We start from the raw sequence: 21,796 nt of genomic DNA on the forward strand, positions 1-21,796 counted from the left end.
CGCGCTGGACGGCTGGGCACGCGCTGGACGGCTGGGCACGCGCTGGGCGGGCCGAGGGGCGGCCGGGCGCCGCGCGCCGCCGGGCGGGTGCACGCGGCTCCGTACGGGCCCGGTCGGCGGAGGACTCCGCCGACCGGGCCCGTACCGCTTCCGGGGCCGCCTCCGGCCCGTACGCCGGGCCGGAGGCGGCCCCCGTGCGGGCGGCCCGTGCGCTCAGGCCAGCCGGGACGCCAGCGCGCGCAGGAGGTCCACGACGCCCTGCGGGCCGTCGACGACCAGGTCGGCGCGTTCGGCCAGCTCCGCGACCTCGGCGCTGCCGCTGCACACCAGCAGGCCGGGCACGCCGTCGCGGCGCAGCTTCTCCACCGCGGCGAAGGCGGGCAGGTCGCCCAGGTCGTCGCCGGAGTACAGGACGGCCCCGGCACCGATCTCGCGGACGTACTCGGTGAGCGCGACGCCCTTGTCCATGCCCGGCGGGCGCAGCTCCAGGACCAGCCGGCCCGGCTCGACGATCAGTCCGTGGCGGGCGGCCAGCTCGGTGAGCGGGGCGCGCAGCGCCTCGAAGGCGGCCTGCGGGTCCTCGGCGCGGCGGGTGTGCACGGCGACCGCGCGGCCCTTCTCCTCGATCCAGGTGCCGCGCCAGGCGCCGATGCCGTCGAGGAAGCCGGGCAGTTCCGCGCGGACGGCGGCGACGCCGGGGTGCGGCGCGGGGGCGTTCACGGTGCCGGTGACGGCGTCCCAGCGCTCGGCGCCGTAGTGGCCGAGGACGGTCAGGTGCTCCAGGCCCGGCACGCCCGCGAAGCCGCCGTTGCGGACCGCGACGCCGGCCGGGCGGCCGGTCACCACGGCGACCGAGGCGACCCGCGGCGCGAGCGCGGCGAGGGCCGGGACCGCGTCCGGGTGCGCGCGGGCCTGCTCGGGGTCGGCGACGATGGGGGCGAGGGTGCCGTCGAAGTCGAAGGCGAGCACGGCCCGTGCGGGCCGCTCCAGGACGGCGGCGAGTCCGTCGCGTCCGTCCGGCGTCACGGGGGTCGGGATCGGGGAGAAGTCCTGTTGGCTGCCCATATCCGGACCCTATCCGCGAACCCCCCGGCGCAGTCATGGCTCGTCGCGGCGCGGTCCCGCACCACGTCCCGGCGGACGACCGGGGGCGGCCGGGGGCACCGGGGGACCTCAGCGCTCCGCGCGGCGCGCCCGGCGCACCCGGCGCAGCCGGTTCACCGTGACCGGGTCGTGGGCCAGTGCCCGCGGGTCGTCCAGGAGGGCGTTGAGCAGCTGGTAGTAGCGGACCGGGGCCATGCCCAGCTCCTCGCGGACCGCCCGCTCCTTGGCGCCCGGGGAGGGCCAGCTCCGCCGCTCCAGTGCCAGGACGTCGCGCTCCCGCCGGCCGAGGTCGTCTTCCACCATGTCCGGCACGGTAGCGCGGCGCACCGACAGCGGCGGCCCCGGTGCGCCCGCGTGCGTACGTACGCGGGCGTCCGCGCTCGTCCGCACGCGCCTGCCGGTGTACGGACACACACGCCTGTCCGTACACGCACGCACGTGCCTGTCGGCCTACGGGCGCACACGCCTGTCCGCGTACACGTACACGTACACGTGCACGCGCCCGCCGCCGGCCCGCAGGCCGCGCCGCCGTCCGCTGGTGCCGTGGCCGGAAAGGTCTGCCGTGGGCTCGCGGCGTCCGGTGCGGTGCATCGCGAGGCGGAGGACCGCCCTCGTACCGGACGCACCCGGGTGGCTCCGGCAACGCGGCGTGGGGGTCCCCCCTGCTCGAAGAGCCAGGGGGAGTGCCGTGCCGGACGCCGCGAGCCGGTGAATCCTTCCGGTCACGGCACTAGCTCGCGTTGTCGGCGGCCGTCGCGGTCCGCTGGAGCTGGCCCAGGACCGCCTCGGGGTTGCCGTTCGGGGCGACCGCGCTGCCGATCTGCTTCTTGATCGCGGCGCTGACCTCGGCCCAGGACGTCCGCCCCACCGGGTACAGCTCGGAGCCGGGCAGCTCCTCCAGGAACGGCATCAGGTCCTGGTCGTCCTCGTCGGCGGCCATCGCCTCGGAGGCGGAGGTGGTCACCGGCAGCAGGTCGTACTCGCGCGAGAAGGCGAGCACGTTCTTCTCGCTGTAGACGAAGTCGAGGAAGTCGCCGACCTGCTCGCGGTGGCCGTTCTGCTTGAAGGCGGTCATCCAGTCGGCGACGCCCATCGCGGACTTGGCCTTGCCGTCGACGCCGGGCATCGGCACCATGCCGAACTTCACGCCCTTCGCCGCGGCCGTCTTCATCAGCGTGGGGTGCCCGTCGAGCATGCCGACCTCGCCGCGCGCGAAGGCCGCGAACGCGTCCGCCCGGTTGAGCTCGCCCGGCGGGGTCGGCCCGGTGAGCCCCTTGTCGACCAGCTCCTCCTTGAGCCACGTGAACGTATCGACGTTCTGCTCGGAGTCGATGCCGTAGTTGCCGACGGCGTCCATGTAGCCGCCGCCACCGCTCAGCAGCCACATCATCGTCTCCGCCTGGGCCTCCTCCGGCCCCAGCGGCAGCGCGTAGGGGGTCTCCACGCCCTCGGCCCTCAGCGCCCGGGCGGCGGCCGCCAGGTCGCTCCAGCTCTTCGGGGCCTTCAGGCCGGCCCGGGCGAAGAGGGTCTTGTTGTAGAAGAGGACGCGGGTGGAGGACGCGAACGGCATCCCGTACTGGACGCGGTCCACCTGCCCCGCCTCGGCGAGCCGCGAGACGAAGTCGGCCTGGACGGGGATGGAGAGCAGGTCGTCGACCCGGTAGAGCTGGTCGGCGGCGGCGTAGTCGGCGTACGCGCCGATCTGCGCCATGTCCGGGGCCCTGCCCGCCGCGACCATCTCCTTGACCTTGCGGTCCACGTCGTTCCAGGAGTAGACGCTGACGTCGACGTTGACCCCGGGGTGCTCCTTCTCGTACTCCTCCACCAGCGCGTCCCAGTACTTCTGGGAGCTGTTGGCCGCGGTGTCGCCGTAGTCGGCGGCCACCAGTCTCAACGTCACGTCGCCCTGGTCGCCGGAACCGCCGCACCCGGCGAGCACCGCCGTCATGCCCACTGCGGACACCACCGCGACCAGACCGTTCAATCGCCGTCGCACCGCGTTCTCTCCTGCTCGGTGTTGCTGAAAGGTGTTACTAGAACTTGAGTCATAAGGTCTACACCACGTAAGTGGACTAGACCTTTTCCGGGGTATGGGGCGAGACTGTTCCCCGTGAGACATGTCATCGCCCTCGACGTGGGCGGCACCGGGATGAAGGCCGCCCTGGTCGGGGCGGGCGGCGAGTTGCTGCACCGGGCCCGCCGCACCACCGGCCGGGAGCGCGGGCCCGAGGCCGTGGTCGCCGCGGTCCTCGACTTCGCCGCCGAGCTGAGCGCGTACGGCGAGCGGCACCTCGGGGAGCCGGCCGCGGCCGCGGGCGTCGCCGTCCCCGGCGTCGTCGACTCCGGACGGGGCGTCGCGGTCTACTCGGCCAACCTCGGCTGGCGCGACGTGCCGCTGCGGAGGCTGCTCGGCGCGCGGCTGGGCGGCGTCCCGGTCGCGCTCGGCCACGACGTGCGCACCGGCGGCCTCGCCGAGGGCCGCATCGGCGCAGGCCGGGGCGCCGACCGCTTCCTCTTCGTGCCGCTGGGCACGGGCATCGCGGGCGCCATCGGCCTCGGCGGCGGCGTCGAGGCGGGCGCGCACGGCCTGGCGGGGGAGATCGGCCACATCGTCGTACGGCCCGGCGGCGCCGCGTGCCCGTGCGGGCAGTACGGCTGCCTGGAGCGGTACGCCTCCGCGGCGGCCGTGGGCCGGGCCTGGGCGGAGGCCGCCGGGGACCCGGCGGCGGACGCCGCGGACTGCGCCGGGGCGGTGGAGTCCGGCGATCCCCGGGCCGCGGCCGTCTGGCAGGAGGCCGTCGACGCGCTCGCCGACGGCCTCGTCACCGCCCTCACCCTGCTCGACCCCGGCGTCCTGATCGTCGGCGGCGGCCTCGCCGAGGCCGGGGACACGCTGTTCACGCCGCTGCGGGACGCCGTCGCACGGCGCGTCACCTTCCAGACGGCGCCCCCGGTCGTCCCCGCGGCGCTCGGCGACAGCGCCGGCTGCCTGGGCGCGGGCCTGCTGGCCTGGGACCTGCTGACGGCCGCTCCCCTGCCGGCCGGGACCCCGGGGACACCCGGGGCGCCCGCACCGTCCGGGACCCCCGGGACATCCGGGACGCCCGGGACCACCACCCCCACGGACCCTTCGGAGGTAACCGCCTGATGGCCACTAGCAAGGTGCTCGCCGGTGCCCGGGTGGTACTGCCCACCGGAACGGTCGACGACGGCCGCGTGACCGTGGACGGCACGCGGATCACCGCCGCCGGTCCCGCCGCGGACGGGTCCGCGCCGGCCTCCGGCGCCGACGTGTACGACCTGACCGGCCACTGGCTGGTCCCCGGCTTCGTCGACCTGCACAACCACGGCGGCGGCGGCGCGTCCTTCACCTCCGGCACGGTCGACGACGTCCTCAAGGGCGTCCACACCCACCGGCTGCACGGCACCACCACCGTCGTCGCCTCCACCGTCACCGGCGACATGGACTTCCTCGCCGAGCGCGCCGGGCTGCTGTCGGAACTCGCCGAGCAGGGCGACATCGCGGGCATCCACTTCGAGGGCCCCTTCATCTCGCCCTGCCGCAAGGGGGCGCACTCCGAGGAACTGCTGCGCGACCCGGACCCGGCCGAGGTGCGCAAGCTGCTCGACGCGGCGCGCGGGCAGGCCCGGATGGTGACCCTGGCCACCGAGCTGCCGGGCGGCCTCGACTCCGTCCGCCTCCTCGCCGAGCACGGCGTGATCGCGGCCGTCGGGCACACGGACGCCACGTACGAGCAGACGGTGGCGGCCGTCGACGCGGGCGCCACCGTGGCCACGCACCTGTTCAACGCGATGCCCCCGCTGGGCCACCGCGCGCCCGGCCCGATCACCGCGCTCCTCGAGGACGAGCGGGTCACCGTCGAGCTGATCGACGACGGCACGCACCTGCACCCGGCCGCGCTGCGGCTGGCCTTCCACCACGCGGGCGCGGGACGGGTGGCCCTCATCACCGACGCGATGGACGCGGCCGGCTTCGGCGACGGGCGCTACCTGCTCGGCCCGCTGGAGGTCGAGGTCAGCGACGGCGTCGCGCGGCTGGTGGAGGGCGGCTCCATCGCGGGCTCGACGCTCACCCTGGACCGGGCGTTCCGGCGCGCGGTGACCGTCGACGGGCTGCCCGTCGAGGACGTCGTCGCCGCGATCTCCGCCAACCCCGCCCGGCTCCTCGGCGTCGACGACCGGGTCGGCTCGCTGGAACCCGGCAAGGACGCGGATCTGGTGGTGCTGGACTCCGCGTTCTCCCTCAAGGGCGTGATGCGGCGGGGAGAATGGGTGGTGGATCCCCGACTGGGATGATCGCTCCCCCCGTTGAGCAGGGCGGTCGTCCCCGGGGGACTGGGCCGACCGCCTTCTCTTTGGCATGATCGTGCCCTCGGACGGACAAGGCACGCGCGCTCCGGCCCGGCCGGCGCGCATCTCTCGGGGGAGGCCGGTACGGGTGATCCTCACGGTCACGCTGAACACCGCTCTCGACATCACCTACCGGGTCCGGGCACTGCGCCCGCGCAGCTCGCACCGGGTGACCGAGGTGAGCGAACGGTCCGGCGGCAAGGGCCTGAACGTGGCCCGGGTGCTGACGGCGCTCGGCCACCCGACGACGGTGACCGGTTTCGCGGGCGGCTCGACCGGGCGCGCGGTGCGGGAGCTGCTGCGCGACGTCCCCGGGCTGACCGACGCCCTGGTCGCGGTCGAGGGCGGCTCGCGGCGCACCGTCGCCGTCGTGGACGAGTCGACCGGTGAGACCACGCGGTTCGACGAGCCGGGCCCGGCCGTCTCCCCGGCGGAGTGGTCGGCGTTCCAGAAGGCGTACGAGGACCTGCTGCGCCCGGCGTCGGCGGTGGCCCTGTGCGGCAGCCTGCCGCCGGGGGTGCCGGTCGGGGCGTACGCCGGACTGGTGCGCGCCGCCCGGGCCGCGGGCGTGCCGGTGCTGCTCGACACCAGCGGGGAGCCGCTGCGGCGCGGGCTCGCCGCCCGGCCCGACATCGTCAAGCCGAACGCCGTCGAGCTGGCCGAGCTGACCGGCTCCCACGAGCCGCTGCAGGCCGCGCGGGACGCCCGCAGACGCGGCGCGCACGCCGTCGTCGCCTCGCTGGGCGCCGAGGGGCTGCTCGCCCAGAGCGCGGAGGGCGGCTGGCGCGCCGTGCCGCCGCGCACCGTGCGGGGCGACCCCGCGGGCGCCGGTGACGCGGCGGTCGCCGGACTGCTCTCGGCGCTGGTCGAGGAGCTGCCCTGGCCCCGGCGGCTGGCCCGCGCGGTGGCCGTGTCGGCGGCGGCGGTCCTGTCACCGGTGGCGGGCGAGTTCGACCGCGCGGCCTACGAGGACCTGCTGTCGGACGTCGCCGTGACGGGCGAGGCCACGGCGGCGTAGCCCCGGAGCGGACCGGCGCCCAGGACACGGGGACCGGCCGGCACGCGGACACGGGCACCGGCCGGCACCCGGACATGGCGACCGGCAGGGCGCCGGAGCAGGTCGGTGCGTGGGCGCGGACCCGGCGGGGCGCGGGAGGCGGCCGGCGCGTGGGCGCGGAGACCGGCGGGGCGCGGGAAGCGGCCGGCGCGTGGGTGCGGAACCGGCGAGGCGCGGAACCGAAGGTACGGAGTCGGTCGGCGCGTGGGCGCGGAGACCGGCGGACGCGGACATCGGCCGGTGCATGGGCGTGGAGTCCGGCGGACGCAGGCACAGGTCGGCGCGTGGACGCAAGGACCGGCGGACGTGGGTACCGGTCAGCGCGCGGGCGCGAGGGCCGACAGGTGCGGGAACAGCAGGTGCGGGAACGGCGGGTGCGGGAGTCCGCGGTCGGGCGGGACCGGCCGGTGCGGCAGTGCGCGGCCGCGGGAGCCTGTGGGTGCGGCGCGGGCGCAGACCGGCGGGCCGCGAAGGAGCGGGGTCCCGCGGGCGGTCCGGCGCCGGGACGGCGGTCCCGCCCCGTGTCCTGCCTCCCCTACTTCTTCCAGCCCTTCTCCAGCCACAGCCGGTCCAGGTTGGCGTCGCACTGGTTGCCCTGCTCGCAGGAGACCTTGATCGTGTTCGAACCCTTGTCGAGTTCGACGTACGAATAGGTCTGCGTCCAGCCCTTCTCGTAGTCGCCCTCGGGGGCCCCGGCCCAGTTCTTCAGGCCGAGCGGGGTGGTGTTGGCCTTGCCGTTGACCGTGAGGGTGGCCGTGCCGTCCTTGCCGGGCACGCCGTACCCGACGTAGAGCGTGTACTTGCCGCTCTGGGGGACGTCGTCGACCTTCCAGGTCACCGAGGCGCCGACCTGGTTGAAGTTCGTCACGTAGACGCCGCCGTCGGCCTTGGCGCCGGGGACGTCGGAGGCCGTCGTGGCGCCCTGGAGCTGCAGCGCCTTCGCGTCGATCACCGGCAGCGCCGCGTCGTCGTCGGCCTGCCGGGTGGTCGACGCGCTCGGCTCGGCGCTCCCGGACGCGTCGGCCGGGGCGGAGGGCGCCGCGTCGGTGTTCTTGCCGTCCTCGGAGTCGTCGCCGCCGACCATCGCGATGCTGATGCCGACCACGACGGCCGCGACCACCGCGATCGCGCCGATCAGCAGGCCCTTGGTGTTGGGTCCGCGGCCGCGGCCGCCGCCCTGGCCGCCGCGCGAGCCGTGTCCCGCGCGGCCGGCCGGGGGCGCGCCGCCGGGCAGCGTCTCGGGCGCGGCGTAGTGCGCGTTCGGCCGGCCGTACTGGCCGTGCTGCTGCGGCGCCCGGGCGTAGTGCGCGGTCTGGGCCTGCTGCCCGTACTGCCGCTCACCGACCGCCCGCACGCGGTTCACCGAGTTCGGGTAGCCGTAACCACCGCCCCCGCCGGGCCGGGTGGCTCCGGAGGCCTGCCCGTCGGCGTACAGGTAGCCGAACGGGTCGTCGTCCTCGGGTGTGCTCGCGCCGTTGTTGCCGGGCGTCATCCCTTGGTCTCCTCAACAGGTGCGGTTCGAATGCGGTACGTGGATGAAGTGCGAGCCTACCCGCTCCACGTGACCCGAACGGGTGACGCAGACCTCATCGACTCGCTGACCTGCGGTTCAGCCCGCACGCCTGTGCTGTTTGGGACGAGACCGTTTCTCTACGTACATCCGCTCGTCGGCGGACTTCAGCACTTCGTCCGCCGTCATGCCGCAGTGCGCCCATCCGATGCCGAAGCTCGCGCCGACCCGGACGGCCCGCCCGTCGACCCGGATCGGCTGGATTATCTCACTGCGCAGCCGTACGGCGAGATCCTGGGCGTCGGCCCGGCCGAGCCCGTCGGCGAGGACCACGAACTCGTCGCCGCCGAGCCGGGCGACCGTGTCGCCGTCGCGCACCCCGCTGCTGAGCCGCCGGGCCACCTCGATCAGCACGGCGTCGCCCGCGTTGTGCCCGAATCTGTCGTTGATCGACTTGAAGCCGTCGAGGTCGCAGAAGAGGACCGCGAGCCCCTTGGTGCCGTCGTCGGTCTCCTCGTCGGGGGCGACGGTGTGCACGTGATGGTCGTAGGCGTCGAACGCCTCCGCGCCGGGGCGCAGGTCGAAGCCGTGCCCGTCGGCGTCGTGGTCCGGGGCGGGCCTGCCGTGCTCCAGGAACTGCTCGTACGCGGCGTCGAGCACGGCGGCCGGGCCCGGCGGCACGGCCTGCGGGCGGGCGCACAGCCGGGCGGAGAGCCGGGAGCGCAGCTCTGCGGAGTTCGGCAGGCCGGTGAGCGAGTCGTGCGAGGCGCGGTGGGCGAGCTGCAGCTCGCGGCGCTTGCGCTCCTCTATGTCCTCGACGTGGGTGAGCAGGAAGCGCGGCCCGTCGGCGGCGTCGGCGACGACGGAGTTGCGCAGGGACACCCAGACGTACGTGCCGTCGCGGCGGCCCAGGCGCAGCTCGGCGCGGCCGCCCTCGGCGGAGGTGCGCAGCAGGGTGCCGACGTCCTCGGGGTGCACGAGGTCGGCGAAGGAGTAGCGGCGCATCGCGGAGGCGGGTCGGCCGAGCAGCCGGCACAGGGCGTCGTTGGTGCGCAGGATGCGGCCGTGCTGGTCGCCGCCCATCTCGGCGATCGCCATGCCGCTGGGCGCGTACTCGAAGGCCTGCCGGAAGGATTCCTCACTGGCGCGCAGGGCCTGCTGCTCGCGCTCCAGGCGGACGAGCGCGCGCTGCATGTTGGAGCGCAGTCGGGCGTTGCTGATCGCGATGGCGGCCTGGAAGGCGTACATCTGCAGGGCCTCGCGCCCCCAGGCGCCGGGGCGCCGGCCGTTGCGCGGGCGGTCGACGGAGAGCACGCCGATCAGCTCACCGCCCGGGCCGCCGGGGACGCCGGGTGTGTACATCGGCGCGAAGAGCCGGTCGGAGGGGTGCCACTCGTCCTCGAAGCGCGGCGCGGGGCCGTCGGTGTACCACTGCGGGACGTCGTCGTCGTCGAGTATCCAGCCCTCCGTGTGCGGTATGAACCGCAGGTCGCCCCAGGCCTCGCCCATGGCGAGCCGCCGCTCCCAGGAGTCGCGGGAGCCGACGCGGCCGGTGATGAGGGCCTCGGCGGCGGAGTTGCCGGCGAAGGCGGCGACGACGAGGTCGCCGTCGGGGCGCACGAGGTTGACGCACGCGAGCTCGTAACCGAGGCCGTTGACGACGCCGTCGGCGACGGTCTGCAGCGTGTCGGCGAGGCTGCGTGCCGTGTTCATGTCCGCCATGACCTGATGCAGCTGCCGCAGGGTCGCAAGACGGACGTACGGCTCCGACTCGGTCTCCATGCTCGCTCTCCCCGAGACCTCGACAGCAACTCCAGAGTTATCCAGGCTTCTCATCGGTGTACTGGATTGCAGGTTCCCCGCCACTGAATCACAGCGCGCTGCCCACTCGGTACTCAGGGTCAACAAAATATGGCTCCTGTGACTCAAGTCACAGGAGAACCTGAGCAATTATGAGATGTTTCTGCGTTTCCCCCGTGCGTTTACGCAACGCAAATTCCGGCACCGCGTCGGCTTTCGCGGGCGGGGGCCGCGAACCGGCCTCCCGACGGGCCCGCTCGGCCCTTGGTCCTAGGTCCCGCCTCGGGCCGGGGCCCGATGCGCCGCCACACGCGCGGGGCTAGCGTTTCATCCGTGTTGAAGACTACTCCCGCCTCAGCCGCATCCTCCGCCTCCGCCTCCGGCGGGCATCCTGGAGGGGTGAGTGACGAAGAGTTCCGCACCGCCATGTCCCGGCTGGCCGCGGGTGTGGTGCTGGTGACCGCACACGAGCCCGCCCTGGACCCGGAGGGGCCGCGCGGCGAGGACGTGGGCATGACGGCGACCGCCTTCATGTCCGTGTCCCTCGACCCGCCCCTGGCCATGGTCAGCCTGCGCGAGGGCTCCCGCATGGACGACCTGCTCGCCGAGCAGCCCCTGTGGGCGGTGTCCGTACTGGCCGAGAGCCAGCGCCACATCGCGGGCCGGTTCGCGATGAAGGGCCGCGTCAGCGACCGGCTGCTGTTCGCGGACATCCCGTACGTCCGCGGCGAGGCGTCGGGGGCGCCGCTGGTGGGCGGCGCCCTGGCGACCCTGGAGTGCCGCACCGAGCAGCGGGTCTCCGCGGGCGACCACACGCTGGTCATCGGCCGTGTGCTGACCGCCGGGGTCCCGAGCGCGGACGGCGGCCCGCTGGCGTACTTCCGGGGCCGGTACCGGCAGCTGGGGTGACCCGGGCGGCCGGGCGGGGCGGCGCGGACCCCGCGGCGAGGCCGGCCCGGGGCGGCTGGCGGTCCCGCGCACGGGGACGGCTCCGCCGCGTACGACGGCCGTGACGGCGGCGGCCGGATCGTGTGCGTCCGTGAACTCCGGCGTTCCGGCCGGGCGCCCGGGACGCCCGGTCCGCTGCCCGGCGGAATGATCCAGACCATTGGCGCGGCCCGCCGCGCGTGCCGCCGGGAGCGCCGAGCGGGACGGATGCGCCGCACGGGAAGGGCACGGGGGGGGTGCCGCACGGTCGCGCCACGGCAGGGCCGCGCGGGTCCCGCCGCGGCACGGCGAAGGCGAGGACGACCGCGGTACGGCGAAGACGGGAACGGCCGCGGTACGACATGGGCGAGGACGACCGCGATACGGGCGAAGACGGGAACGGCCGCCTTCGCGGTCCGGGACCGCCCGGCGGGGAATTCTTTCTGCTTTTCCCGCCACCCTTTGCGGAACCCGTGAAACCTGTGGAATTCACCGCCGTCGGCCGCTGTATCTCCTCCCCGCCTCCGCCGGGCGCCCGGGACATCCGGCATGCCGGATGTCCCGCTCCACTTCCCCCGAGTTCCGGGGCGGCGGAAAGCGAGAACGCGACACGGTTCGGGTCCACGTGAACGGCCGTTCACTTTCAGGGTGTTTCCGCGCGCGCCGGTGCTGTCGGCTCCCTGGTTCCGGCGGTTTTGGCGGTTCCGGCGGGCACGGACCGAAAGGGGCCGAAGGATCGAGGGGCCGTCCCGTCCCCACCGGAAGGGCCGTCCCCGGCCTCAGCCCCAGTCGCGGCCGGTCCGTCCGCGCTTCGTCTCGGAGCGCTGCTTCTTCTCGCGCAGCCGGCGCTCGTTGATCCCGCGGGGCACGCGGGTGGCCCGGCGCGGTCTGGGCGGCGGGGCCGTCGCCTCGGCGAGCAGCCCGGCGAGGCGCACGGCGGCGGCCTCCCGGTTGCGCCACTGAGACCGGTGCTCCGACGCGCGGACCGTGACGACGCCGCCCACCAGCCGGCCCGCGAGCCGCTCCAGCGCCCGCGCCTTCCACACTTCGGGCAGCGCCTCGGTCCGCGCCAGGTCGAAGCGCAGCTCGACCTGCGAGTCGCTCGTGTTGACGTGCTGGCCGCCCGGCCCGGAGGAACGGGAGAAACGCCACATGAGCTCGGCCTCGGGAAGCGAGACGGAACCGCGGATGACGTAAGGACCGGACATGCCCCCATGGTCGCGCGGCTGCCGGGGCCGCGTCACCCTCTTTTCCGCCGGGGCGCCCCGGTCCGCGCCGGGCGCCCCGGGGGCCGGGTAAAGAAAGTAAAGAACGCGGAACCCTGGAGACCACTCCCGACGTTCATAGGGGTACCGGTGACTTCGTCCGCGGTTCCGGCGTACGGAGCCCGGGAAGGCATCGCACCGCACCTACGCAACGAGGGAAGGACTCCCAACAATGGCTGTAAGCCTGTCCAAGGGTGGCAACGTCTCGCTCACCAAGGAGGCTCCGGGCCTGACCGCCGTCACCGTGGGCCTCGGCTGGGACGTCCGCACCACCACGGGCACCGACTTCGACCTCGACGCCTCGGCCATCGCGGTCAACCAGCAGGGCAAGGTCTACTCGGACGCGCACTTCGTCTTCTTCAACAACAAGCAGACGCCGGACCAGTCCATCGTCCACACCGGTGACAACCGCACGGGTGAGGGCGCCGGCGACGACGAGGCGATCAACGTCAACCTGGCGGCGCTGCCCGCCGACGTCGACAAGATCGTCTTCCCGGTCTCCATCTACGACGCGGAGTCCCGCTCGCAGAACTTCGGCCAGGTCCGCAACGCGTACATCCGCATCGTGAACCAGGCCGGCGGCGCCGAGATCGCCCGCTACGACCTCTCGGAGGACGCCGCCACGGAGACCGCGATGGTCTTCGGCGAGCTCTACCGCAACGGCGCGGAGTGGAAGTTCCGTGCCGTCGGCCAGGGCTACGCCTCGGGCCTGGCGGGCATCGCCCAGGACTTCGGCGTGAACGTCTGACGTACCGCGCCAGGAGGGGCCCGGCGCACCGGGCCCGTCCGTCCCGCCGCACCGCGAAGGGCCCCCACGACGGGGCCCTTCGCCGTACGCGCGCAGTGTCTTCACCGTCCCCGCGGCCTCCGCGATCCCACCGTTCCGGCGGTCTCCGTGGCCTTCGCCGTTCCGGCGGTCCCCCGTGACCTTCACCGTTCCGGCGGTCTCGGTGTTCTCCGCGGTCCGCGCGCGTCCCTGCGGCGGGGTCGGGAGCCCCCGGGTCCGCATGGCACCATCTCGTACGTGCTCGACATCGGCTACGCCCTCTCCACCCGCTTCCCCGACCCGCCGCAGACCGACTACCGCCGCGCGGACGTCCGCGCGCTGCGGCACGACCTGTTCGCCGGGGACGTCTACCTGGCGGACACCAAGGAGGACCGGGAGCTGTCCACAGCCTGGGGATGGGTGCCGGTGCTCGACTTCGCGTGGGCGCTGTGCGACATCGTCGAGCAGCTGGACCAGGACCCGCTCGGCAGCCGTGCCGCCCGTCCGCAACGCGCCGAGCTGGACTTCACCGAGTCCACCGACCGCATGCTCTTCGAGCGCCGCTTCGGCTGGGTGGACATCGAGGCCGACTGGATGCCCGGCGACGAGGAGCCGCTGACCTTCTCGCACGCCGAACTGCGCAAGGAGGCCCGCGACTTCCTCCACGACCTGATCGCGGACCTCACCGACATGCACGAGGACCTGGCGGAGAACCCGGCGATCTGGACGCTCCAGGCCCGCTTTCCGCGCGTGGGCTGAAGGCACGGGACCGGCCACCGGTCCCGGTCGTCGGTTCCGGCCACCGATCCCGGCCACCGGTTCCGGTCGTCGGTTCCGGTCGTCGGTCCCGGCCCGTGCCCGCGCGCGTCCGCAGCGCGCCGTCCGGCGCCGACGCACCCGCGGCGGGCCGTCCCCGCCCCGGTCATCGATCGCGGTCATCGGTTCCGGTCGTCGGTCCCGGCCCGTGCCCGCGCGCGTCCGCAGCGCGCCGTCCGGCGCCGACGCACCCGCGGCGGGCCGTCCCCGCCCCGGTCATCGATCGCGGTCATCGGTTCCGGTCGTCGGTCCCGGCCCGTGCCCGCGCGCGTCCGCAGCGCGCCGTCCGGCGCCGACGCACCCGCGGCGGGCCGTCCCCGCCCCGGTCAGCCGGCCGCTCCCTCCACCCTGACCCCCATCTCCGCCGCCAGCAGCGGTGCCAGGTCGAGCAGCTGGGCCGGGCTGATCACCGCGCCCGCGAGCCGGTCCACGCCCCGGGCGATGTCCAGCTCCGCCACCCGGCGCAGGTCGACGTCCACGAGCGTGGCCGCGCTGAGGTCCGCCGCCTTGAGCACGCAGTCCACGAACTCCACCCGCTCCAGGCGGGCGCCCCCGAAGTCCGGCTCCACCAGCACGCACCCCTCGAAGACCACGTCCTTCAGGCGCGCCCTGCGCAGGTTCAGGTAGTCGAGCTTGCCGCCGCGCACCAGCACCCGCTCCAGCGCGGAGCCGTGCAGCTGCGTCCCGCCGAGCCGGGCGTCCACCAGCTCCACGTCGCGCAGCGTCGCCTCGGCGAGGTCCGTCCCCACGCCGCGTATCCCCGTCAGGACCGAGTCCAGCAGCCGGGCCCGGGTCAGCCGCGTCTCGTCCAGCGCGCACCCCACCAGCGCGCAGTCCATGAAACGGGCGCCCCCGCCGTCCTGCCCCACGAAGTCCGCCTCGCGGAACTCCAGCCCGTCGTAGTCGCCGTCAGGTTCCAGCTCGCCGCCCTCGTACGGCACGAGCGGCGGCAGGCTGACCTCCGGCCGCCGCGCACTGCGCACACCCGGCCGCGCCGCGCTCTTCCCACCCATCGTTCGCCTCGCCATGCCCCCATGCTGCACCCCGGCACTGACAGCGCGGCCGGACCCCACGCCGGACCCCACGCCGGAGTGCGTACCGGAGCACGGCCGGCCGGGAACGGCCTTGACCTCAAGCGGACTCGAGGTCGGAGGCTGACTCCCCCGACCACGTGCCGGACGGCCGCGGGCCGTCGGCCACCGCACCCCTGGAGACCGCCATGCACGCCGTCCGCCTGCACGCCTTCGGCCCGGCCGAGAACCTCACGTACGAGGAGACCGACGACCCGCGGCCGGGCCCCGGCCAGGTCCGTGTCGCGGTGGCCGCGGCCGGCGTCCACCTGCTCGACGCCGCGCTGCGGGAGGGTTTCCCCGGCCCTCTGCCAAAGCCGCCCGCCCTGCCGACCGTCCCCGGCCGCGAGATCGCCGGGGTCGTCGAGTCCCTCGGCGACGGCGTGGACCCCGCATGGCTCGGCAGACGCGTCGTCGCCCACCTGGGCTTCGCCCCGGGCGGCTACGCCGAACTGGCCGTCACCGACGCCGACCGCCTCCACGACGTCCCGGAGAACCTGGACTTCGCCCAGGCGGTGGCCATGATCGGCACCGGTCGCACGGCCATGGGCATCCTGCAGTTCGCGGAGCCGGACCCCGGGACGGTGGCCGTGGTCCCGGCCGCGGCGGGCGGCATCGGCACCCTGATCGCGCAGTACGCCAAGAACGCCGGCGCCACCGTCGTCGGCCTCGCCGGCGGCCCGGAGAAGACGGCCCGCGTCGCGGCGGCCGGCGCCGACCACGCCGTCGACTACACCGCCCCGGACTGGCCGGACCGGGTGCGCGCCCTCCTCGGCGGCAGGCCCGCCACCGTCGTCTTCGACGGCGTCGGCGGCGACGTCGCCCGGGCCGCCGTCGGACTGCTGGGCCCCGGCGGCAGGCACCTCGTCTTCGGCTGGTCCTCCGGCGGGCTGCGCGACGGCTCCCCGTACCTGGTCGAGGGGGTGTCCGAGCAGGTGCTCGGCCCGGTCATGCTGGCGCGGGCGGGTGGTCCGAACCCCCTGCGCGCCCTGGAGACGCGCGCCCTCGCCGAGGCCGCCGCGGGTCGCCTCGTCCCCGCCGTCCAGCGCTTCCCGCTCGCCGGGGCCGCCGAGGCCCACCGCGCCCTGGAGAACCGGGCGACCGCCGGGAAGGTCGTCCTCGAACCGTAAGCGGCCGTACGGCAACCGTACGGCGGTCGACGGCTGGCGGTCAGCAGTGAGCAGTCAGCGGCCGGCGGTCGGTCGTCGGAGGTCGGCCGGAACCGGACAGGCCCGTACGGCACCGGAGCACGGCCCCGGAGCACGGATGCGGCCTGCACCGATCCGTGGTGTTCTGACCCCGTGAGCCAAGCCGGTGACAGTGCGCAGCCGACCGGACCGCCAGGACCCACGGGGCCGGCCGGACCGTCGGAGCCGACCGGCCCGTCAGGACCCACCGGACCGACCCAGCCGACCGGCCCGCCGGAGTCCACCGGGCCGACCGGCCTTCCGGAGTCCATCGGGCCGACCGGGCCTTCCGGTTCTTTCGGTCCTTCCGGGCCTTCCGGAAAGCCCTCCGCCCCGGCCGACCCCCGTCGCTGGTGGGCCCTGGTCGTCATCGCGTCCGCCCAGCTCATGGTCGTGCTCGACGCGACCATCGTGAACATCGCGCTGCCCTCCGCGCAGCGCGATCTGGGCATGTCCGACGGCAGCCGCCAGTGGGTCGTCACCGCCTACACGCTCGCCTTCGGCGGCCTGCTCCTCCTGGGCGGCCGCATCGCCGACCGCGCGGGCCGCAAGCGCGCCTTCGTCGTCGGCCTCGCCGGTTTCGCCGCGGCCTCCGCCCTGGGCGGCGCCGCCACCGGCCCCGGCATGCTCTTCGGCGCCCGCGCCCTCCAGGGGGTCTTCGCCGCCCTGCTCGCGCCCTCCGCGCTGTCGCTGCTCACCACGGCGTTCACCGACCCCGAGGAGCGCGGGAAGGCGTTCGGCGTCTACGGCGCGCTCGCCGGGGGCGGCGCCGCCACCGGTCTGATCACCGGCGGCGTCCTCACCGAGTACCTCGACTGGCGCTGGTGCCTGTACGTCAACGTCCCCGTCGCCGCCCTGGCCCTCGTGGGCGCCCTCGCCCTCCTGCACGACCGGCCGGGGCACACCGAGGCCCGGCTCGACGTGCCCGGCGCGCTCCTGGGCTGCGGCGGCCTCGTCGCGATCGTCTACGGCTTCGGCGAGGCGGAGCCGCGCGGCTGGGGCGACGCCCTGGTGGTGTCCCTGCTCGCCGCCGGGCTCGTACTCCTGCTGGGGTTCGTGCGGTGGCAGGCGCGGGCGCCGCACCCCCTGCTGCCCCTGCACGTCCTCAAGGACCGCAGCCGCGCCGGCTGCTTCCTCACCATGGGGCTCGCGGTCGTCGGCATGTTCGGGATGTTCCTGTTCATGACCTACTACCTGCAGGGTGTGCTCGGCTACTCGCCGCTGAGGGCGGGGCTCGCCTTCCTGCCCTTCACCGCCGCCGTGCTCACGGGCTCCACCCAGATCTCGGCGCGGCTCCTGCACCGCGTCGCCCCGCGCCTGCTCATGGTCCCGGGCACGCTGCTCGCCGCGGGCGGCATGCTGCTGCTCACCCGGCTCACGGTCCACTCGGAGTACGCCACCCACCTGCTGCCCGCGATGCTGCTGACGGGCCTCGGCATGGGCCTGGCCTTCATGCCGGTCTTCGCGACCGCCACCGCCGGGGTCGCGCCCCGGGACGCCGGGGTGACCTCCGCGACCGTCAACACCGCGCAGCAGGTCGGCGGCTCCATCGGCACCGCCCTGCTCAACACGGTCGCCACGAGCGGCGCCACCCGCTGGATCGCCGGCCACCGGCGCGGCCCGGGGGCCGGGGCCAGGGCCGGACTCGTGCGCGAGGGCGTCGTCCACGGCTACACCGCCGCCATCGCCTGGGCGGCCGTCTTCCTGGTCCTCGCCGCGCTGGCGGCCGGGGTCATGGTCACCGCGGGCGCACCCGGGCACCCGGGGGCCGGGGACGGGCCCGCCCCCGGCCCGGCCGTCTGAGCCGCGCCCCTGCCCCGGCCGCCCGGGTCGTACCCCTCCTCCGGCCGTCCGGCCGCGTCCCCGGTGCCCGGTCGTCCGAGCCGCACCCCTGGTCCGGTCGCCCGGGTCGCGCCTCCGGACGGGTCAGTCGTCCGAGCCGCCCAGCCGCGCCAGCGCCTCGTCCGTCAGCCGGTACACCGTCCACTCGTCCTGCGGGCGCGCGCCCAGGGACTCGTAGAAGCCGATCGACGGCTCGTTCCAGTTCAGGACCGACCACTCCAGGCGCTCGTACCCGCGCTCCACGCAGATCCGCGCCAGTTCGGTCAGCAGCGCCCGGCCGTGGCCGCCGCCGCGCGCCTCGGGGCGGACGTACAGGTCCTCCAGGTAGATGCCGTGCACGCCGCGCCAGGTGGAGAAGTTCAGGAACCACAGCGCGAAGCCGACCGGCTCGCCCGCCGCGTCCTCGGCGATGTGCGCGAACGCCGCGGGCCGCTCCCCGAACAGCGCCTCGCGCAGCTGCTCCTCGGTGGTCCGCACCTCGTGCAGCGCCTTCTCGTAGTCCGCCAGCTCGCGGACCATGGCGTGGATGGCGGGGACGTCGGTGGGAAGAGCCGTACGAATCATGCGGGCAGAGTACGTCAGGGCGGCCCGCCGGCCGGCCCGGCCGCCCTCGCCCCTCAGGCCCGGCCGCCCCTCGCCCCTCACCGTCCCGGCAACGTACGAACACCGCCCCGGGCTCCGATCCCCCGCCCCGGTCACCGCCCCAGCAGCATCCGGGCGATCTCCACCTGCTCCGGCACCGGCTCCTCCCCCTCCTCCACCCGCCACAGCGAGCTCTGCAGCACCCGGCCCAGCGTCCAGGCGCGGGCCCGCTCGCGGTCCGCGCCCAGCGCCTCCGTCAGCAGGTCGAAGCGGTGGCGCAGCCGGCCCTCCGCGAACCGGTTCCACAGCGCCGGGAGCAGGTCGAAGCAGGGGTCGCCCGCGAGCGGCTTCGGGTCGATGACGAGCCACGGCTCGCGCTCGCCCGCCAGGACGTTCTCGAAGTGCAGGTCCCAGTGCAGCAGCCGGTCCCCGGGCTCGCCCGCGACCTCCCGCACCGCCGCCGCGCAGTCCCGCAGCAGCCGCCCGGTCACGGTCTCCGGCCCGGTCACCGCCAGCGCCGCGGGCAGCCGCTCCTCCAGCATGCGCGCCGCCATGCCGCCGAGCCGCCGCAGCCCGTCCGGCGCCGGCACCGCGCACAGCCGGGCCAGCAGTCCCCCGAGGAGCGCGGTCGCGTCCACGACGTCCGGTACGGCCGCCAGGGAACGGGCGCCGTCGAGCCGTTCGAGCAGCAGCGTGCCGCTCCCCGGGTCCTCGTCCAGCAGCCGTACGGCGCCGTCGCCGTCCCAGGTGCGCAGCGCCAGTCCCTCGCCCTCCGTCTCCTCGTCGCGCACCTGGAGCTTCAGCGCCGCGGGCGTCCCGTCGCGCCGCACCACCGGCAGCACCACGGACGCGCGCCCGCGCATCGGCGGCCCCTCCCGCCGCAGCCCCCAACGCTCCAGGAACTCCGGCCCCCGCCGCAGCAGTTCCGCCTCGTACGCCCGCTCCCCGGTTCCCACCGGCACCCCTTCCGTCTCCGGCCCCGCCCCTGTTCCCCTCCCGCTCCCGTCCTTCCCCGTCCCGTTCCCGGGCACCCCAACGGCCCCTCCCCGCCCGCGGATCGACGGATTCCGTAGGAGACACCCGCGTCTCCACGGGCTACCGTCCCGCGCATGAGCAGCGCGGACAGCACCGTCGTCAACGGCGGCATCTCGTTCTGGCACGCCCAGGAGGTCCGGAAGGCCCGGGAGGCCGGGGGGAAGGCCCCCGCGCCCCGCCCGCACCTCCCCGGGGACGCGCACGCCGACGTCGCCGTGGTCGGCGGCGGCTACACCGGCCTGTGGACCGCGTACTACCTCAAGAAGGCCGAGCCGTCCCTGCGGATCACCGTCCTGGAGCGGGAGTTCTGCGGTTACGGCGCCTCCGGGCGCAACGGCGGCTGGCTCTACAACGGCATCGCGGGACGCGACCGTTACGCCCGGCTGCACGGCCACGAGGCCGCCGTCCGGCTCCAGCGCGCCATGAACGACACCGTCGCCGAGGTCGTCCGGGTCACCGGGGAGGAGGGCATCGACGCGGACGTGCACCGGGGCGGCGTCCTGGAGGTCGCCCGCACCCCCGCCCAGCTGACCCGCCTCAGGGCGTACCACGAGACCGAGCTGGCGTACGGCGAGGAGGACCGCGAGCTGTACGACGCGCGCGGGACCGCCGAGCGGGTCCGCGTCGCCGGCGCCCTCGGCGCCACCTGGACCCCGCACGGCGCCCGCCTCCACCCCGCGAAGCTGGTGCGCGGGCTGGCCGCCGCCGTCGAGGCGCTCGGCGTCACGGTCCACGAGAACACCCCCGTCACCGGGACCGTGCCCGGGCGCGCCGTCACCCCGTACGGCACCGTCCGCGCCCCGTACGTCCTGAGCTGCACCGAGGGCTTCACCGCCGGTCTGAAGGGCCAGAGGCGGACCTGGCTCCCGATGAACTCCTCGATGATCGTCACCCGGCCGCTCACCGGCGAGCAGTGGGAGGCCGTCGGCTGGGAGGGCCGCGAGACCCTCGGCGACATGGCGCACGCCTACCTGTACGCCCAGCGCACCGCCGACGGCCGCATCGCGCTCGGCGGCCGCGGCAACCCGTACCGCTACGGCTCCCGCACCGACGCCGGCGGGCGCACCCGCGCGGCCACCGTCCGGGAGCTGTACGAGGCGCTGCTGCGGCTCTTCCCCGCCCTCTCCGGCATCGGCCTCGACCACACCTGGTCCGGCGTCCTCGGCGTGCCGCGCGACTGGTGCGCCGCCGTCACCCTCGACCGTGCCACCGGCCTCGGCCGGGCGGGCGGCTACGTCGGCTCCGGGGTCGCCACCGCCAATCTCGCCGGCCGCACCCTGCGCGACCTCGTCCGGCACGACTCGGGACAGGCGGACCCCACCGACCTCACCGCCCTGCCGTGGGTGAACCACCGCACCCGCCGCTGGGAGCCTGAACCGCTGCGCTGGCTCGGGGTGCAGGGCCTGTACGCGGCCTACCGGGCCGCCGACCGGCGCGAGCGCGCCGCGGGCGGCGCCGGGTCGTCGCGCGTGGCCCGCGTCGCCGACCGGATCGCCGGCCGCTGAGACGGTCCGGACCGCCGGTCGTTGGAACAGTGCGAAGGCAGTGAAGGGCCGGGAGAACCCGGGTACGTACGGGCACACGTGCACCACGAGCAACACAAGCGCCACGAGCACCACGGACAGTACGAGAGACGAGGGACGCCACCTCCATGAACACCGCAGTCACCGGAGTCACCGCGGCCACCCCCGCCGTGGACACCGTCCGCTACAGCGCGGACGGCCAGCTTCTCGACATCCACCGCGCCGCCGCCCCGGACGCCCCCACGGTCCTGCTCTGGCACGGCCGCGGCCCGGCCGAGCGGGACGTCCTCGGCTCGCTCGCCGCCGACGTCGCCCGGCTCGGCGCCACCGTCGTCGTCCCCGACTGGCGCCCCGACGCCGACCACGGCGGCCGCCCGCACCTGGAGGCGTCCCTGCGCTTCGTGCACGACCTCGTCCGCGACTCCGGCAGCCCCGTGACCCTCGCGGGCTGGTCCCTCGGCGCCCGCGCCGCCATGGCGACCGCGCTGCGGCCCGATCCCCCGCACGGCTGGCGCCCGGCCGCGGTCGTCGGCGTCGCCGGCCGCTACAACCAGCCCGAGCCCCTCCTCGGCCTGCCCTCCCCCATGGACGTCTGCGCCGGCGCCCCGCCGCTGCCGATCCACCTGGTGCACGGCACGGGCGACACGGTCTGCGACTTCGCCAACGCCCTCGCGTTCCAGGCGGTCCTGTCCGGCCACGGCCGCGACGTCCCGCTCACCCGGCTGGACACGGACCACCCGGGCGCGGTCATGGCGGAGTACGACCCGGAGCTGGGCCGCTGCCGCCCGGCCGAGGCGCCCGTCCCCCGCCGGGAGGGCCTGCGCACGGCGCGCGTGATCGCCGAGACGGCCCTGGCGACGGCGGCGCCCGCGGCGTGACGCACCGTGCGGCGGCGTCCCCCGGCACCGCCGCACACAAGAGAAGGCCCAGGTCAGCAGCTG

At 75.3% G+C, this 21,796-nt stretch carries 19 protein-coding genes; 10 read left to right on the forward strand and 9 right to left on the reverse strand.

All coding sequences use genetic code 11. From position 1 onward, the window contains the following. Nucleotides 1-213: 213 nt before the first annotated feature. The 3 genes from otsB to IE271_RS08560 form a co-directional block, all read right to left on the reverse strand. The gene (gene otsB, locus IE271_RS08550) at nt 214-1,065 is read right to left on the reverse strand and encodes a trehalose-phosphatase (RefSeq protein WP_190189577.1); all 852 of its coding nucleotides are present in this window, start codon (nt 1,063-1,065) and stop codon (nt 214-216) included. Between the two features lie 108 nt (nt 1,066-1,173). Beyond that, entirely contained in the window at nt 1,174-1,407 is a 234-nt protein-coding gene (locus IE271_RS08555; RefSeq protein ID WP_190189578.1) for a DUF3263 domain-containing protein, read from the reverse strand. A 427-nt stretch (nt 1,408-1,834) separates the two neighbouring features. Further along, on the reverse strand, nt 1,835-3,100 hold the full coding sequence (locus tag IE271_RS08560; RefSeq protein ID WP_444546140.1) for an ABC transporter substrate-binding protein: 1,266 nt from the start codon (nt 3,098-3,100) through the stop codon (nt 1,835-1,837). A 114-nt stretch (nt 3,101-3,214) separates the two neighbouring features. Here IE271_RS08560 and IE271_RS08565 point away from each other — a divergent pair, with 114 nt between their 5' ends. The 3 genes from IE271_RS08565 to IE271_RS08575 all read left to right on the forward strand — a co-directional run bounded on the left by IE271_RS08565 (nt 3,215) and on the right by IE271_RS08575 (nt 6,493). Then, nucleotides 3,215-4,252, forward strand: a complete 1,038-nt coding sequence (locus IE271_RS08565; RefSeq protein WP_190189579.1) for an ROK family protein — start codon at nt 3,215-3,217, stop codon at nt 4,250-4,252. Then, nucleotides 4,252-5,421, forward strand: coding sequence for an N-acetylglucosamine-6-phosphate deacetylase (gene nagA, locus IE271_RS08570; RefSeq protein ID WP_190189580.1), 1,170 nt, complete (start codon nt 4,252-4,254; stop codon nt 5,419-5,421). Before IE271_RS08565 ends, nagA begins: the two co-directional genes overlap by 1 nt. Before the next feature lie 142 nt (nt 5,422-5,563). Beyond that, nucleotides 5,564-6,493, forward strand: coding sequence for a 1-phosphofructokinase (locus IE271_RS08575; RefSeq protein WP_190189581.1), 930 nt, complete (start codon nt 5,564-5,566; stop codon nt 6,491-6,493). 574 nt (nt 6,494-7,067) lie between these two features. On the opposite strand, the gene IE271_RS08580 is transcribed toward IE271_RS08575, so the two are convergent. Next, nucleotides 7,068-8,024, reverse strand: a complete 957-nt coding sequence (locus IE271_RS08580; RefSeq protein WP_190189582.1) for a CBM35 domain-containing protein — start codon at nt 8,022-8,024, stop codon at nt 7,068-7,070. A 117-nt stretch (nt 8,025-8,141) separates the two neighbouring features. Then, nucleotides 8,142-9,824 carry a diguanylate cyclase CdgB gene (cdgB, locus tag IE271_RS08585; RefSeq protein WP_190189583.1) on the reverse strand — a complete coding sequence of 561 codons (1,683 nt, stop codon included), beginning with the start codon at nt 9,822-9,824 and terminating at the stop codon, nt 8,142-8,144. A 351-nt stretch (nt 9,825-10,175) separates the two neighbouring features. Here cdgB and IE271_RS08590 point away from each other — a divergent pair, with 351 nt between their 5' ends. Then, nucleotides 10,176-10,751: a flavin reductase family protein gene (locus IE271_RS08590; RefSeq protein WP_229919196.1), complete on the forward strand. Its 576-nt coding sequence runs from the start codon at nt 10,176-10,178 to the stop codon at nt 10,749-10,751. A 797-nt stretch (nt 10,752-11,548) separates the two neighbouring features. Here the strand turns inward: IE271_RS08590 and arfB are convergent. Next, nucleotides 11,549-11,977, reverse strand: coding sequence for an alternative ribosome rescue aminoacyl-tRNA hydrolase ArfB (arfB, locus tag IE271_RS08595; protein ID WP_190189585.1), 429 nt, complete (start codon nt 11,975-11,977; stop codon nt 11,549-11,551). Nucleotides 11,978-12,206: 229 nt separating this feature from the next. Between arfB and IE271_RS08600 the strand changes: the two genes are divergently transcribed. Both IE271_RS08600 and IE271_RS08605 read left to right on the forward strand, forming a co-directional pair. Beyond that, nucleotides 12,207-12,782 carry a TerD family protein gene (locus tag IE271_RS08600; RefSeq protein ID WP_190189586.1) on the forward strand — a complete coding sequence of 192 codons (576 nt, stop codon included), beginning with the start codon at nt 12,207-12,209 and terminating at the stop codon, nt 12,780-12,782. 276 nt (nt 12,783-13,058) lie between these two features. Next, entirely contained in the window at nt 13,059-13,559 is a 501-nt protein-coding gene (locus tag IE271_RS08605; protein ID WP_190189587.1) for a hypothetical protein, read from the forward strand. Nucleotides 13,560-13,942: 383 nt separating this feature from the next. On the opposite strand, the gene IE271_RS08610 is transcribed toward IE271_RS08605, so the two are convergent. Next, nucleotides 13,943-14,644, reverse strand: a complete 702-nt coding sequence (locus IE271_RS08610; RefSeq protein WP_190189588.1) for a pentapeptide repeat-containing protein — start codon at nt 14,642-14,644, stop codon at nt 13,943-13,945. Nucleotides 14,645-14,835: 191 nt separating this feature from the next. Here IE271_RS08610 and IE271_RS08615 point away from each other — a divergent pair, with 191 nt between their 5' ends. Both IE271_RS08615 and IE271_RS08620 read left to right on the forward strand, forming a co-directional pair. After that, nucleotides 14,836-15,816: a zinc-binding dehydrogenase gene (locus tag IE271_RS08615; protein WP_190189589.1), complete on the forward strand. Its 981-nt coding sequence runs from the start codon at nt 14,836-14,838 to the stop codon at nt 15,814-15,816. Nucleotides 15,817-16,260: 444 nt separating this feature from the next. Further along, nucleotides 16,261-17,676 (forward strand): MFS transporter, encoded by a 1,416-nt coding sequence (locus IE271_RS08620; protein WP_373308733.1) that lies wholly within the window; start codon nt 16,261-16,263, stop codon nt 17,674-17,676. Between the two features lie 123 nt (nt 17,677-17,799). Here the strand turns inward: IE271_RS08620 and IE271_RS08625 are convergent, their stop codons facing one another. Together IE271_RS08625 and IE271_RS08630 are read right to left on the reverse strand one after the other, a co-directional pair. After that, a complete protein-coding gene (locus IE271_RS08625; RefSeq protein ID WP_190189591.1) occupies nt 17,800-18,279 on the reverse strand; it encodes a GNAT family N-acetyltransferase in 480 nt (159 codons plus the stop codon). Nucleotides 18,280-18,410: 131 nt separating this feature from the next. Continuing rightward, nucleotides 18,411-19,253, reverse strand: a complete 843-nt coding sequence (locus IE271_RS08630) for an aminoglycoside phosphotransferase family protein (protein ID WP_308435161.1) — start codon at nt 19,251-19,253, stop codon at nt 18,411-18,413. A gap of 153 nt (nt 19,254-19,406) precedes the next feature. Here IE271_RS08630 and IE271_RS08635 point away from each other — a divergent pair, with 153 nt between their 5' ends. Continuing rightward, nucleotides 19,407-20,837 carry an NAD(P)/FAD-dependent oxidoreductase gene (locus tag IE271_RS08635; RefSeq protein WP_190189592.1) on the forward strand — a complete coding sequence of 477 codons (1,431 nt, stop codon included), beginning with the start codon at nt 19,407-19,409 and terminating at the stop codon, nt 20,835-20,837. Between the two features lie 146 nt (nt 20,838-20,983). Beyond that, complete coding sequence (locus tag IE271_RS08640; RefSeq protein WP_190189593.1) at nt 20,984-21,733, forward strand: alpha/beta hydrolase; 750 nt, start codon at nt 20,984-20,986, stop codon at nt 21,731-21,733. Nucleotides 21,734-21,796 lie beyond the last annotated feature (63 nt).

The organism is Streptomyces minutiscleroticus, assembly GCF_014650875.1.
Taxonomy (GTDB): Bacteria; Actinomycetota; Actinomycetes; order Streptomycetales; family Streptomycetaceae; genus Streptomyces; species Streptomyces minutiscleroticus.

What these genes read in the sequence shown, in the direction of transcription:
- IE271_RS08640 (WP_190189593.1), top strand. Translation starts at nt 20,984, where the DNA reads ATGAACACCGCAGTCACCGGAGTCACCGCGGCCACCCCCGCCGTGGAC.
- IE271_RS08600 (WP_190189586.1), top strand. Translation starts at nt 12,207, where the DNA reads ATGGCTGTAAGCCTGTCCAAGGGTGGCAACGTCTCGCTCACCAAGGAG.
- IE271_RS08555 (WP_190189578.1), bottom strand. Translation starts at nt 1,407, where the DNA reads ATGGTGGAAGACGACCTCGGCCGGCGGGAGCGCGACGTCCTGGCACTG.
- IE271_RS08615 (WP_190189589.1), top strand. Translation starts at nt 14,836, where the DNA reads ATGCACGCCGTCCGCCTGCACGCCTTCGGCCCGGCCGAGAACCTCACG.
- IE271_RS08620 (WP_373308733.1), top strand. Translation starts at nt 16,261, where the DNA reads ATGGTCGTGCTCGACGCGACCATCGTGAACATCGCGCTGCCCTCCGCG.
- nagA (WP_190189580.1), top strand. Translation starts at nt 4,252, where the DNA reads ATGGCCACTAGCAAGGTGCTCGCCGGTGCCCGGGTGGTACTGCCCACC.
- arfB (WP_190189585.1), bottom strand. Translation starts at nt 11,977, where the DNA reads ATGTCCGGTCCTTACGTCATCCGCGGTTCCGTCTCGCTTCCCGAGGCC.
- cdgB (WP_190189583.1), bottom strand. Translation starts at nt 9,824, where the DNA reads ATGGAGACCGAGTCGGAGCCGTACGTCCGTCTTGCGACCCTGCGGCAG.
- IE271_RS08580 (WP_190189582.1), bottom strand. Translation starts at nt 8,024, where the DNA reads ATGACGCCCGGCAACAACGGCGCGAGCACACCCGAGGACGACGACCCG.
- otsB (WP_190189577.1), bottom strand. Translation starts at nt 1,065, where the DNA reads ATGGGCAGCCAACAGGACTTCTCCCCGATCCCGACCCCCGTGACGCCG.
- IE271_RS08635 (WP_190189592.1), top strand. Translation starts at nt 19,407, where the DNA reads ATGAGCAGCGCGGACAGCACCGTCGTCAACGGCGGCATCTCGTTCTGG.
- IE271_RS08625 (WP_190189591.1), bottom strand. Translation starts at nt 18,279, where the DNA reads ATGATTCGTACGGCTCTTCCCACCGACGTCCCCGCCATCCACGCCATG.
- IE271_RS08610 (WP_190189588.1), bottom strand. Translation starts at nt 14,644, where the DNA reads ATGGCGAGGCGAACGATGGGTGGGAAGAGCGCGGCGCGGCCGGGTGTG.